Annotated in this window: 12 protein-coding genes; 4 read left to right on the forward strand and 8 right to left on the reverse strand. The window is 45.2% G+C overall.

Going from position 1 to position 12,813, the window contains the following annotated elements; translation table 11 throughout:
• The first annotated feature begins 149 nt into the window (after positions 1-149).
• From coaBC to R7M72_RS07700, 3 genes are all read left to right on the forward strand, one after another.
• The gene (coaBC, locus tag R7M72_RS07690) at positions 150-1,349 is read left to right on the forward strand and encodes a bifunctional phosphopantothenoylcysteine decarboxylase/phosphopantothenate--cysteine ligase CoaBC (RefSeq protein ID WP_053303394.1); all 1,200 of its coding nucleotides are present in this window, start codon (positions 150-152) and stop codon (positions 1,347-1,349) included.
• A gap of 171 nt (positions 1,350-1,520) precedes the next feature.
• Complete coding sequence (gene slmA / locus R7M72_RS07695) at positions 1,521-2,111, forward strand: nucleoid occlusion factor SlmA (protein WP_005379386.1); 591 nt, start codon at positions 1,521-1,523, stop codon at positions 2,109-2,111.
• Positions 2,112-2,117: 6 nt separating this feature from the next.
• Positions 2,118-3,068, forward strand: a complete 951-nt coding sequence (locus R7M72_RS07700) for a Kdo(2)-lipid IV(A) acyltransferase (RefSeq protein ID WP_033905948.1) — start codon at positions 2,118-2,120, stop codon at positions 3,066-3,068.
• Positions 3,069-3,152: 84 nt separating this feature from the next.
• Here R7M72_RS07700 and pyrE read toward each other — a convergent pair whose 3' ends face one another.
• Positions 3,153-3,794 carry an orotate phosphoribosyltransferase gene (pyrE, locus tag R7M72_RS07705; protein WP_005379384.1) on the reverse strand — a complete coding sequence of 214 codons (642 nt, stop codon included), beginning with the start codon at positions 3,792-3,794 and terminating at the stop codon, positions 3,153-3,155.
• Between the two features lie 104 nt (positions 3,795-3,898).
• The gene (gene rph, locus R7M72_RS07710; protein ID WP_031780917.1) at positions 3,899-4,615 is read right to left on the reverse strand and encodes a ribonuclease PH; all 717 of its coding nucleotides are present in this window, start codon (positions 4,613-4,615) and stop codon (positions 3,899-3,901) included.
• Positions 4,616-4,799: 184 nt separating this feature from the next.
• Between rph and R7M72_RS07715 the strand changes: the two genes are divergently transcribed.
• Positions 4,800-5,666: a YicC/YloC family endoribonuclease gene (locus tag R7M72_RS07715; protein ID WP_005384776.1), complete on the forward strand. Its 867-nt coding sequence runs from the start codon at positions 4,800-4,802 to the stop codon at positions 5,664-5,666.
• Between the two features lie 55 nt (positions 5,667-5,721).
• Here the strand turns inward: R7M72_RS07715 and R7M72_RS07720 are convergent, their stop codons facing one another.
• The 6 genes from R7M72_RS07720 to R7M72_RS07745 form a co-directional block, all read right to left on the reverse strand.
• Complete coding sequence (locus tag R7M72_RS07720) at positions 5,722-6,147, reverse strand: phosphate-starvation-inducible protein PsiE (protein ID WP_136976541.1); 426 nt, start codon at positions 6,145-6,147, stop codon at positions 5,722-5,724.
• Between the two features lie 168 nt (positions 6,148-6,315).
• On the reverse strand, positions 6,316-7,155 hold the full coding sequence (locus tag R7M72_RS07725; RefSeq protein ID WP_005379372.1) for an ABC transporter ATP-binding protein: 840 nt from the start codon (positions 7,153-7,155) through the stop codon (positions 6,316-6,318).
• Between the two features lie 35 nt (positions 7,156-7,190).
• Positions 7,191-8,048: an ABC transporter ATP-binding protein gene (locus R7M72_RS07730; RefSeq protein ID WP_080960121.1), complete on the reverse strand. Its 858-nt coding sequence runs from the start codon at positions 8,046-8,048 to the stop codon at positions 7,191-7,193.
• 9 nt (positions 8,049-8,057) lie between these two features.
• A complete protein-coding gene (locus R7M72_RS07735) occupies positions 8,058-9,884 on the reverse strand; it encodes an extracellular solute-binding protein (RefSeq protein ID WP_064368906.1) in 1,827 nt (608 codons plus the stop codon).
• A 38-nt stretch (positions 9,885-9,922) separates the two neighbouring features.
• The gene (locus tag R7M72_RS07740) at positions 9,923-10,966 is read right to left on the reverse strand and encodes an ABC transporter permease (RefSeq protein WP_005379369.1); all 1,044 of its coding nucleotides are present in this window, start codon (positions 10,964-10,966) and stop codon (positions 9,923-9,925) included.
• Between the two features lies 1 nt (position 10,967).
• Positions 10,968-11,993 carry an ABC transporter permease subunit gene (locus R7M72_RS07745; protein WP_005384771.1) on the reverse strand — a complete coding sequence of 342 codons (1,026 nt, stop codon included), beginning with the start codon at positions 11,991-11,993 and terminating at the stop codon, positions 10,968-10,970.
• Positions 11,994-12,813 lie beyond the last annotated feature (820 nt).

The raw sequence follows: 12,813 nt of genomic DNA on the forward strand, positions 1-12,813 counted from the left end.
CAACTTGTCTGTGAGGTAGGCGAGAATTTTCCCTTCCTCGGTCAGATTAATACTCTGGAGTTTGATGTGAATTATCTTCTCGTTATATATGCTCGGGCGGTCAGACTTTGAATTGTGTTAAAATCCGGTCATCAAATTGGAGATCTCACATGCAAACACTAGCAGGAAAGAAAATTCTACTCGGCATCAGTGGCGGTATTGCCGCGTATAAATGTGCGGAGCTAACCCGTCGCCTCATAGAGAGAGGAGCGCAAGTTCAAGTTGTAATGACGAAAGCCGCAAAAGAGTTCATTACCCCTTTAACCATGCAAGCCGTTTCGGGCCGTCCTGTCTCGGACAGTTTACTAGACCCAGCAGCGGAAGCCTCTATGGGCCATATTGAATTGGCCAAATGGGCAGATTTAGTGCTATTAGCGCCAGCGACCGCGGACTTAATCGCGCGCATGTCCGCAGGCATGGGGAACGATTTACTTACTACGCTCGTGCTCGCGACGGATTCCCCTGTTGCTGTTTCTCCTGCGATGAATCAACAGATGTATCGCAATATCGCAACCCAAGAGAACATCGCTACGTTAGCGCGTCGTGGTATGCACATCTGGGGCCCTGCGGCAGGAGAGCAAGCCTGTGGTGATGTGGGACTAGGTCGAATGCTGGAACCAATGCAGCTAGTACATCTATGTGAACAGTTCTTTCAACCAAAATTGTTAGAAGGTAAGTCGATACTCATTACCGCCGGACCAACTCGCGAAGCGATTGATCCAGTGCGTTACATTACTAACCATAGCTCCGGGAAAATGGGCTATGCATTGGCGAGCGCCGCAGCGCAGATGGGAGCAAAAGTCACCCTCGTGAGCGGTCCTGTCAGTTTAAATACGCCCGCAGGTGTTGAGCGCATAAATGTTTCCAGTGCCCAAGAGATGCACGAAGCCGTTATGACACATGCAAACCAGCATGATGCCTTTATTAGCTGCGCTGCCGTTGCCGACTACCGCCCACAAACGATCGCGTCTCAAAAGTTGAAAAAGACAGAAGACAACGACGAAATGGTCATTAATATGGTTAAAAATCCTGATATTGTTGCATCTGTGGCAGCAATGACGGAGAAGCGTCCGTTTACCGTCGGTTTTGCGGCTGAAACCAATGATGTAGAGACCTATGCTCGAGGCAAGTTAACAAAGAAAAACCTCAATATGATCTGTGCAAACGACGTTTCGGTTGCAGGGCAAGGATTTAACAGCAACGACAACGCGATTACCCTTTACTGGCCTGAAGGTGAACTTGCGCTCGCTTTAGAATCAAAAGAAGCATTGAGCTTTAAAATTCTCGAAAAAATGCATCAATTGATGTAACTAACGTTTGAAAACCCTGCCAATTTTTTACAAAAGCTGGCATAAATTTGGTACAAAAATGACAACTAAGGGTGTTAAATCTCCCATTCCACCCTTAGTGGTCTAGTTTGAGGCGAAATAGCGTCTTATAATCCCCTCCGCTCAACTTTGTATTTTGAAAGGAAGTAACTAATGGCCGGCAGTAAAAAATCCAACCGTCGTGAAGAGATCTTACAAGCATTGGCAGAAATGCTTGAATCAACAGATGGCGCTTCACGCATTACTACGGCAAAACTGGCCAAGCAAGTCGGCGTTTCAGAAGCCGCGCTGTATCGTCATTTCCCAAGTAAAGCGCGCATGTTCGAAGGGTTGATTGAGTTCATTGAAGAAGCCTTGATGACACGCATCAACCGTATTCTAGACGACGAAAAAGATACACTAGAGCGTATTCGTATGGTGATGCACCTTATTTTGGCGTTCTCTGAACGTAACCCAGGTCTGACACGCATTTTGTCGGGTCATGCTCTAATGTTTGAAAATGAACGTCTACGTGAACGCATCAATCAACTCTTTGAGCGTATAGAAACACAATTGCGCCAAATCCTGCGTGAACGTAAGATTCGTGAAGGGAAGTCTTTCCCTGTCGAAGAGCGCATCCTAGCTGCGCAAATTCTGGGACAAGTTGAGGGGAGCCTAAACCGCTTTGTGCGTAGCGACTTTAAATACCAGCCGACTGCAAACTTTGACGAGTACTGGGCGCTTTTAAGTGCACAAATAAAGTAAAAGACTATGAGTAAAGACAAATACACGCAGCCCGAGTTTTCTCTTTCACTTCTTCACCCTCGTAACTGGGGCGTATGGCTTGGTTTTGGTCTGTTGGCCATCCTCGTCAATATTCTTCCTTATCGGCTGCTGCTTTCATTAGGTCGTTCACTCGGTAAACTTGGCATGCGCTACGGTAAAAAGCGTGTCCACGTTGCTCAGCGTAACTTAGAATTGGCCTTTCCAGACAAAACACCTGAAGAGATTCAACATATTGTTGAAGAGAACTTCAAAAATACCGGTATGGCACTGATAGAAACCGGAATCACTTGGTTCTGGCCGACTTGGCGCTTTAAAAACCTGATCGTCGAGAAAGATCTCGGCGCACTGCGTGAAAAAGCCAAAGAAGGTAAAGGCGTCCTACTTTGTTGTGTCCATGCTCTTAATCTAGAGATCACTGCGCGTGCTTTCGCCGTGTTAGGCGTGGCCGGGTACGGCGCGTTTCGTCCGCATAATAATCCTGCTTATAACTTTATCCAGTATTGGGGACGAACACATAACGGCAATAAACTGATTGATCGTAAAGATGTAAAAAAGATGATTCGTGTTTTACGCAGCGGTGAGCGTCTGTTCTATTTACCGGATCACGATTACGGTCGCAAAAAATCAGTATTTGTGCCCTTCTTTGCCGTAGACGATGCGTGTACGACAACAGGCACGAGCATTCTGGCGTATACCTCAAAATGTGCGATCATCCCAGGCTCAGGGTTTCGCAATGACGAAGGAAAATACGACATCATCGCCGATAAGTGCATTGAAGCCGACTATCCACAAAAAGACGAAGTCGCCGCTGCCGCTTATATGAACAAGTATGTGGAAGAAGTCATTCTACGCGCTCCAGAGCAATGGATGTGGCTCCATAAACGCTATAAAACCATGCAAGATGAGCATGTCGAGAAAGGCATTCGCTATAAGTAAGTGGTCACGGCGATAAATCCAAAAACAAAAAAGGGCAGATGAATATCCATCTGCCCTTTTTACTTTTTCAGAAAAAGTAACCAATTAAATGCCGTATTCTGCGCGGTACGCTTTAACTGCTTCTAGATGCTCTTTGTCTGTGCCTTTCTCTTCAAGGAAAGTCACAAGGTCAGTCAGGCTAACGATTGAGATGATTGCACAACCAAAGTCACGCTCCACTTCTTGGATCGCAGACAACTCACCTTTGCCTTTTTCTTGGCGGTCAATCGCAACCAACACACCAGCAAGGTCTGCGCCATTTGCTTGAATGATTTCCATCGATTCACGAATCGCAGTACCTGCTGTGATTACGTCATCCACTAGCATGATGCGACCTTCAAGCGCAGAGCCTACAAGGTTACCGCCTTCGCCGTGATCTTTCGCTTCTTTACGGTTGAAGCAGTAAGGCGTGTCGATATCGTGGTGATCCGCCAGCGCGACCGCTGTTGTCGTCGCGATTGGGATACCTTTGTACGCCGGGCCAAACAGCACATCAAACTCAATGCCTGAATCAGCGAGCGCAGCTGCGTAAAAACGACCAAGACGCGCTAGGTCACGACCAGTATTGAAAAGACCAGCGTTAAAGAAGTAAGGGCTTTTACGGCCAGATTTCAAAGTAAACTCACCAAACTTAAGAACTTCTTTCTCAAGTGCAAACTCAATAAATTCACGCTGGTATGCTTTCATTATTTTCTCTCTATGTCCTTGGTTTCTTGTGTCTCTTCTCGACAATCATTCATTTCTCTATTGTCGAGATAAAAAAATAGCCCCCATAATGGGAGCTATCTAAATCAATTGGCTAACGCCGCCTTCTGCGCTGCGACAATTTCCGTAATGCCGACTTTCGCCGACTCGAGCAATGCCATCAGCTGTTCGTGACTGAACGGTTCACCTTCTGCGGTGCCCTGAATTTCAATCATCTTGCCTTCTTCGGTCATTACCACATTCATGTCTGTGTCTGCCGCTGAATCTTCAACGTATTCAAGATCACACAATACTTCGTCGCCTAGTAAGCCGACAGAAACTGCCGCTACGTGGCCTTTCATTGGATTCGCTTTTAGCTTGCCGCTATCCACTAGGTGTTGGAATGCATCGGCCATTGCAACACTTGCGCCGCTGATAGATGCAGTGCGAGTGCCGCCGTCTGCTTGGATAACGTCACAGTCAACGGTGATCATGAACTCACCCATGGCTTTTAGATCGACCACAGCGCGTAGGCTTCGCGCGATAAGACGCTGAATTTCCATCGTACGGCCGCCTTGTTTGCCACTTGCCGCTTCACGACGAGTACGAGAATGTGTTGCTCGAGGTAGCATGCCGTATTCAGCTGTAACCCAGCCTTTACCTTGACCTTTTAGCCAACGTGGCACAGATTCTTCGACGGTCGCATTACACAACACTTTGGTGTTACCGAACTCAACTAGCACTGACCCTTCAGCGTAAGCTGTGTAGTTACGAGTAATTTTGATAGGGCGAACTTGATCCGCCTTGCGATCGTTTGGACGCATGGGCATCTACCTTAAATATGAGGAGAAGACGATTTGGTTGGGCGAAGATTATAACGGAATAGATTCCGGATTCATAGGTTACGCATCTGGCACAACATAAACAATCCATACATCCCGCGCACCTATCGACGCAGCGTGATACACTCTTGAAGTAATTTTCAAAAAATGAAGACAGGAAAATTCGATGATTTACAGTATGACAGCGTATGCACGCAAAGAAGTAAAAGGCGATTGGGGCTCTGCGGTATGGGAAATCCGCAGCGTGAACCAGCGTTATTTAGAAACATACTTCCGCATGCCAGAACAATTTCGCGGGTTAGAGCCCGTTTTACGTGAGCGCTTTCGTAAGCGCTTAGCGCGAGGCAAAGTAGAATGTAATCTGCGTTTTGAAGCAAACCCTGCCGCAAAAGGTGAGCTTAGCATCAATGAAGCGCTTGCTAGCCAGGTAATTAAAGCCGCTGAACAAGTCATGCACATGACTGGTGAACTGAGCCGAATCAATCCATTTCAAGTCATGCAATGGCCGGGGGTAATGGAAACGCCAGAGCAAGACATGGATGCGGTAAATAAAGTGCTACTAGAAGCGTTTGATGGCGCAATGGATGAATTTATTGAAGCGCGCGCTCGTGAAGGCGAGAACATGAAGGCGCTGATTGAGCAACGCCTAGAAGCGATCACATCAGAAGTTGTGAAAGTGCGCGCACGCATGCCAGAAATACTAGAGTGGCAACGTGAGCGTCTGTTCTCTAAATTTGAAGATGCGAAAGTAGAGCTAGACCCATCTCGCGTTGAGCAAGAGCTTATCCTTCTGGCACAGAAATCAGACGTAGCAGAAGAGCTAGACCGTCTTGATTCTCACGTAAAAGAAACCACAAACATTCTGAAAAAAGGTGGCGCAGTGGGTCGTCGTCTAGATTTCATGATGCAAGAGTTCAACCGTGAATCGAACACGCTAGCGTCGAAATCCATCAGCACCGACATCACCGCATCGGGCGTTGAACTGAAAGTTCTAATTGAACAGATGCGTGAGCAGATCCAAAACATTGAATGATCTAAAAGTCATCGAGTATTGAAACAAAAAAGCCCCGCTAATACGGGGCTTTCTTTTATTCGTCTTTTTCCAAGGTACTGTTATCAACGTAGGGCCAATAATGGTGCCCAATTCTGATCAGCAAAGTAGCCGCAGCCAAAATAAACGCAGCCAGAGATAACCACACAACCAAAACTGCATCCAGCTCTTTCATTCCGAGAGTGATATAGCGGGCGATCGCCATCATCGCGATGTAGATAGGATAGCGTACCGGAATTTTACCGTTCATCACGAACTGCTGCACCATGGCGAGCACTTCCAGATAGATAAACATCAACAGAATATCTGTGAGTAAGACACGCTTCTCTACAAATACGTGCACAAACTCTTGCATCATGGCGTACAACGTCGCCAAGGTAATAGAGACTAATAATACCGCCTCCAAAATATGGAAGATTCTCAGGAAAGGTCGACTAAAGGATTTCGGTAAATTCGACGGCATGGTCCATTATCCAAACAAAGAAAATAGGCCTTGAGTTTAGCATGCAACGATCTTCAATCAATCAGAATAAACATCAGTGTAAATCGACTCCAAGTCCTGGCATTTGCTTATAAAAACGCTCCGCTTATTTGGCGGAGCGTTTTTGTGTTATAGGACCTGTGGCATCACTTACGCCACTTGCTGCTTTTTTTCAGCTACGCGCTTTTTCTTCCGATATTTAGGGTGAGTGATCGGAATCGCAGATAGGAGTTTTTTGGTGTATTCGTTTTGCGGGTTTGCATAAATTTCTTTAGCGCTGCCTGCTTCTACCACTTTACCAAAATACATCACGGCAACTTTGTCAGAGACATGTTTCACCACAGAGAGATCATGAGAGATAAATATGATCGCCAAATTCATTTCTTGTTGCAGTTGTAGCAATAGGTTCAAGATTTGCGCCTGTACCGACACATCTAACGCAGATACCGATTCATCACAAATCAGTAGTTTAGGCTTCAATGCAATCGCGCGAGCAATACCGATACGCTGCCGTTGTCCGCCTGAAAATTCATGTGGATAACGGTTTACTGCCGTTTCTGGTAATCCCACTTTGATTAAAAGCTCTTTTACCCATTGTTTACGCTCTGTTGGCGTGCCAATTTTATGAATAACAAACGGTTCTTCCAGAATCATACCGATGGTATGACGCTGATTGAGTGACTCCATTGGGTCTTGAAAGACGATTTGCATGTCTTTACGCAGCGAGCGCATCTCTTTCACAGACAATTTTGTGATGTCTTTACCTTCAAAGAAAATCTTACCTTCCGTTGGCTCGTATAACTTTAAGATCGTGCGACCAAGGGTGCTTTTACCACAACCTGACTCACCAACTAGCCCCAGTGTTTCACCTTCAGAAACAGACAGTGAAACCCCGTCTACCGCTTTGATGGTGTAGCCTTTCTTGAACAGCCCTTTACCAGAAACAAAGTGCTGCTTAAGATTTTCAATTCTTAATACTTCTTTTGCCATAACATCCTCTTTTATGACTGGTTCACTTTGCCCAGTTAACTGGCAAACATACTGGCATCAATAGGCTTGATATCGATCATCTGCTTCGGCTCATTATCTAAGCTCGGCATCAACCCCATCAAACGCTCTGTGTATGGGTGCTGCGGGTTATCAAACAACTCAAAAATTTCTGCTTTTTCGACAATACGTCCGCCATACATCACGGCAACATCATCACACACTTCTGCCACAACCCCGAGATCGTGAGTGATGAAGATCATCGCCATGCCCGTTTCTTCCTGAAGCTCGTTCATCAGTTCAAGGATAGACGCCTGAACCGTAACATCCAACGCTGTAGTCGGTTCATCACAAATCAGAATATCCGGCTTACAGGCCAATGCCATCGCGATCATGACACGCTGGCGCATACCACCAGATAGGTTATGGGGATACTCATTCAATCGCTTCTCTGGCATTGGAATTTTTACTTTTGCCAGCATCTCAATCGCGTACGCCTCCCGCTCCTTTTTGTCGAGCTCAGGTCGATGGAGCTCAAGCACTTCACATATTTGACGACCAATGGTGTGCACTGGGTTGAGCGCAGTCATCGGGTCTTGGAAGATGATCGAAATGCGATCGCCACGCATGGCGTACATCTCTTCCGCAGGCAAATCAACTAGGTTGGTGCCGCGATAATTCACTTCACCTTTAATGATGTTGCCATATGGCTTAGGTAATAGCCCCATGATCGACATTGAGGTTACGCTCTTACCACTACCTGACTCTCCCACCAGGCCGAGTGTACGTCCAGCTCGCACATCAAAGTTCACACCATGCAGAACCTTCACTGGCCCATCATCGGTGGTAAATTCAACTTCGAGATCTTTAACACTTAGGATTACATCGTTTTCCATAACCAATCCTTACAGCTTATAAGTGTCATCTACGACAACGACAGGTTCAAAAGCTTTGTCTGACTTCATCGCTTGTTTCGTTTCTTTTTTGATATCACTATCAATCCAGTAAGTGCCATCGCCTATGATTGCACCACTGAACAGCGCCTCTGTCATGCGATTCATTGGCTTATCTGGAAACTTTAACCAGCGCCAGTGACCATAGCGGACATAAGGAACCATGTAGCCTGGGACGATAACGTGAGCATCAATGATGTCACGCTGAATCTCATGACCTAGCTGGATCTTTTTATCCATATCCATGCCAAAACGATACTCGATGATCTTTTCATCCAGTTCAGGCGTGCTGTAGTTTGTGAAAGAGTTAGTTTGCGGCTTGTTCGCATTGACTGAATGGAAGTACTCCCAATACGTTGGGATCTCAGACGTACCCATATCTAAGAAAGCCAAATCGTGCTTTTTCTCACGTACGTATTTGAACATAGATGAGCCATCAACTAACTTGAGCTCAACATCCAGCCCTGCTAGCTTGGCTTGCTCACGCAAAAATGCAATACGAGGAGTATGAACAGGTGTTCCGTAGGTCAGCTCGAAGCTTAAGCGCTCACCTTTATCATTAACACGAATACCATCAGAACCAATTTTGTTAAAACCTGCGGCTTCGAATGCCTCGGCCGCTTTTGCGGGATCAAACTTCGGTGCCTTAGCATCTGGTAGGGTGTATTTACCATGACCATAACCGGTCGGGTTCGGTTTACGGGAGTAGTCGCCACGCATGACATTCTCTATCATGCCATCAAAGTCAATCGCGTAAGTAATGCCCTTGCGAATGTTTAAATCATCCAGCAAAGGCATCGCGGTGTTCATCCATACACCACCAGCCCCAACTGGAAATTGGTTGTAACCCCAGAACTTTTGAATGTATCCCTTTTGGTAAGGTTCCGTATTCGATTTATCATGCCATAAGCTTGGTAAAACAAGACCAAATGCGTCCAGCTTCCCTTTCTCAAAGTGCTTCATCGCGATATCACTGTCGCGAATCACTGTGATGCGGATTTTGTCGACATTATAACGATGTTGATAATACTTATTGCTGTAACCCCACCAGTCTTCACCGACATGTTTGAAGGTAACACTTTTACCTTTTTTAATGTCATCTAGGTAGTATGCACTGGTCGTTGGTTCACTTTTAAAATTGTAGTAGCGGACAAAGTTGTCATGTATACCGTCACCATTTTCATCTTTTGAAGGGTTAGCATAAAAATGTGCGGGGCGTGGGCGCAGAGCCCCCATTCGTAACAGCAATTCTTCCGGATTGAACTCTTTCGCCGCCTTAACAGCAAACGTATGAGTGTCGTACTTGATAACATCCGCAATCGTTTTGTTGTAGTAATCGTTGTACCAAGGTTCCAAGATGTCTTTGGAACGATAAAACTTCAGCATGAACACGAAATCGTCGGCAGTCACAGGTTTGCCGTCCGACCATTTGGCTTCAGGGTTGAGTTTAAAATAGACCGTTTTGTTGTCACCTGCTAACGCCCACTCGTTAGCAAGCTCAGGGATGAACTCTAAAGTATCTGGGTGGCGGACCACCAAGCCTGGTGTTTCATCTAAGATAAAAGAACGTAGCCCTGCATTAGCGTCTGGACCAACACTACGTAACGTCTGCGGGAAACTTGACATAAAGGTGCGATAAGTCCCTCCACGTTTCGCTTCTGGCGAACCATATTGAGGCTCATCCCAGTTTGTTTGCCAGTTTAAGTCGGTCGGAAGCGTTGCTGACATTGCACCAAAACTCAGGGCGCTCAGCGTGGACGCTAAAAATAATTTCTTCATAAAACTTCCCTTTTTTATGTTTTGCTCACAATGCTCGCTTAAACATAGCGTGTGAATTTTTTCGGGTCGAAAGCCGCTCGAATGGCTTCACCAATAAAGGTCACCATTACCAGAACCAGAACAATAGAAGTCACTACTGACGCAACAATCCATGGCGAATCTAAGTTTGACTTACCTTGTTGCAGTAGTTCACCCCAACTTGGCGTTGGTGGCATCAAGCCTAAGCCTAGATAATCGAGAGCAGTCAGTGCTGTGATGTTAGCTGCAATAGTGAAAGGCGCTAGGGTTACAATCATCACCATCGTATTTGGCAAGATGTGATTAAACAAGATACGTCCAGTCGATGCCCCTAAAGCACGAGCCGCCATTACATATTCTCGTGCCGCTTCTTTATAGGTCATGGTCCGCATGTACCATGTCATACCCATCCAAGTGAAAAGCACGTTAATAGCGACAAAGAGAGCAAACGTCGGCTGAACGATTGAGACAAGAATCATAATGACGTACAAAAACGGGACCATTGACCAGATTTCGATAAGTCGCTGTACAAACAAGTCAAATTTACCGCCCCAAAAACCCATAGCACAACCGACTGCAGTACCGATCGCGTAGGAAATGGCCATCGTAAGCAACGCAAATCCCATCGCCGTTCTGAATCCGTAGACGAGTCGCGCCAAAATATCGCGACCTATCACATCTGTACCTAAATAATGCTTATTTTCGGCACTAGGTGCTGTTGGCGGGAAATCACCACTAAAATCTTGTTCATATGGGTTCCACGGCACAAGCGGCAAAATAACAAAGTTGTCGCCCCCTTCAGCCTCAAACGCTTTTTGCAGTACACGATAATCGGCTTCACTGGATGACTCTTGGCCGAATTCGCTACCTAAACGTACGTCACTGACAACAGGAAAATAGTAGCTACCATCGTACTTGACGACTAGCGCTTTACTGTTGATCAAAAGTTCGGCGAATAAAGAAAGGATCAACATGATAGAAAGAGCAACAAACGACCAATAGCCTCGTTTGATCTCTTTAAAGTGACGAATTTTCTTTTGAGTTAATGGACTAACTTTAATCATGTTACGCTCCAAACTTCACACGTGGGTCGACTAAAGCAACACAAATATCTGAAATGATGTTACCAATGAGCAGTAACAACGCATTAATGGCGACAATACCCATAACAACAGGGTAATCACGCTCCATGATTGATTCGTAACCTAATAAGCCAATGCCATCAATATTGAAGATAACTTCAATCAGGAAGGCACCGGTCATGAAGAACAACAAAGAGTTACCAAAGTGACTCGCGATTGGAATTAAGCTGTTACGCAACGCGTGCTTACGAACTGCTTTTTTGAAAGGTAATCCTTTCGCAATTGCGGTGCGGATGTAATCTGAGGAAAGGTTTTCCATCAGGTTATTTTTCATTGTCATCGTCAGCGTGGCAAAATCACCAATGAGGTAACAGATCAAAGGCAACACCGCATGCCACATAATGTCTTTAGCGCGTTCAAAGAAGGTTTCGTAATCGTCGAAGTCATCGCCGACAAAGCCTCCCATCGGAAACCATTCCAAGTGATAACTAAATAACGTGATCAGCAATACACCCACCACATAACCTGGTAGCGCGTAGCCTACGAAAATGAGTACTGAAGAAGCGGAATCAAACACAGAACCGTGCTTGAGTGCCTTATAGTAACCAAGAGGAATCGAGATAAAATAACTAATAAAGAAGGTCATGCCGCCATAAAACAACGACACTGGCAAACGCTCTGCGATCATGTCCGAGACAGGCTCGTAGTAACGCGTCGACTCGCCAAGATCTAGCATTACCAAACGACTTAACCACTCGACGTACGCTTCCGTTACAGGTTTATCCAGGCCATAAAACGCATTCAGCTCCGCGATTTGATCGTCAGAAAGGGCCGTATTACCACCCGCAGACGTCATTGATGCGGCGCCATCTCCCTGAGACTGCATTTGTGACAACATGCGTTCAACAGGTCCGCCAGGCACGAAACGAGTGATAGCAAAGATGAGAATAGTTATCCCGAGAAACGTTGGGATAACCAACGCCAAACGGCGTAAAAAGTACGACAGCATATACAACTTGCTCCTTGTCTACTGTCCAGTTCAAACGGAGTGAAAGAGGATATTTTCCGCCCAAAATGGTGCATATTTATCTCGTAGTAACTAAAACTGTTGAAGCACACTCCCTGCGCCTCAAGAGCTAGACTTTTCTACTACTGCAATAATTTCAGCGTCATATTTATCTTGAATCCACATCAGCTTCAAGTGTTTGAAACCAAAACATGACAAACTTCCTTCGATGTCGAAAAACAGAAATGTTTTTGTAAAAAATTATAAAAAACCACAAAAATAATTCATACAGAATATCAATCTAGGCTGTTTAGAGCCAAAACCCTACATAAAAATGCACCCTACACACATAAATAGACACATAATCCAAGGTTATATTTGACCTAAAAATACGAGTGAGCCCTTTAACAGCAATGGGTATCATATTTTGATACCACCTAATAAGTTCGAGCTAACAAAGTATGGATTCGATATAAAACTCATCTCAGAACAATTCACTGGAAAAATATCTTTTTCCAGATTCAATTACCCACTAAAAAACCATAGGCAAGATAAGTCATTAAAGTTTATAAGAAACACAAAATACGGTGTTTTATTGAAATTTAATCTCGATTCATAAACCTTATTCGGTTTTTTATTCCGCCTTTTAAATAAAGCCTGGTTATTTACATCTTTTTTACATTTAAGCATCCCCGTTTACCACTGGTTTGACTTCCTTTTTTCATCTCGGTTATACATTGGCCGAACGTTAACGAAATATTAACGTCACATTTGGCCGCTATGCGGCCAGACATAGGAAATAATAATAATCGGAGCAACAAGG

The organism is Vibrio sp. YT-18, from assembly GCF_033337345.1.
In the GTDB taxonomy this organism is placed as follows: domain Bacteria; phylum Pseudomonadota; class Gammaproteobacteria; order Enterobacterales; family Vibrionaceae; genus Vibrio; species Vibrio alginolyticus.

Bases quoted from the DNA above. Each gene is read 5' to 3' on its own strand.
- coaBC (WP_053303394.1), top strand. From the start codon at position 150: ATGCAAACACTAGCAGGAAAGAAAATTCTACTCGGCATCAGTGGCGGT.
- slmA (WP_005379386.1), top strand. From the start codon at position 1,521: ATGGCCGGCAGTAAAAAATCCAACCGTCGTGAAGAGATCTTACAAGCA.
- R7M72_RS07700 (WP_033905948.1), top strand. From the start codon at position 2,118: ATGAGTAAAGACAAATACACGCAGCCCGAGTTTTCTCTTTCACTTCTT.
- pyrE (WP_005379384.1), bottom strand. From the start codon at position 3,794: ATGAAAGCATACCAGCGTGAATTTATTGAGTTTGCACTTGAGAAAGAA.
- rph (WP_031780917.1), bottom strand. From the start codon at position 4,615: ATGCGTCCAAACGATCGCAAGGCGGATCAAGTTCGCCCTATCAAAATT.
- R7M72_RS07715 (WP_005384776.1), top strand. From the start codon at position 4,800: ATGATTTACAGTATGACAGCGTATGCACGCAAAGAAGTAAAAGGCGAT.
- R7M72_RS07720 (WP_136976541.1), bottom strand. From the start codon at position 6,147: ATGCCGTCGAATTTACCGAAATCCTTTAGTCGACCTTTCCTGAGAATC.
- R7M72_RS07725 (WP_005379372.1), bottom strand. From the start codon at position 7,155: ATGGCAAAAGAAGTATTAAGAATTGAAAATCTTAAGCAGCACTTTGTT.
- R7M72_RS07730 (WP_080960121.1), bottom strand. From the start codon at position 8,048: ATGGAAAACGATGTAATCCTAAGTGTTAAAGATCTCGAAGTTGAATTT.
- R7M72_RS07735 (WP_064368906.1), bottom strand. From the start codon at position 9,884: ATGAAGAAATTATTTTTAGCGTCCACGCTGAGCGCCCTGAGTTTTGGT.
- R7M72_RS07740 (WP_005379369.1), bottom strand. From the start codon at position 10,966: ATGATTAAAGTTAGTCCATTAACTCAAAAGAAAATTCGTCACTTTAAA.
- R7M72_RS07745 (WP_005384771.1), bottom strand. From the start codon at position 11,993: ATGCTGTCGTACTTTTTACGCCGTTTGGCGTTGGTTATCCCAACGTTT.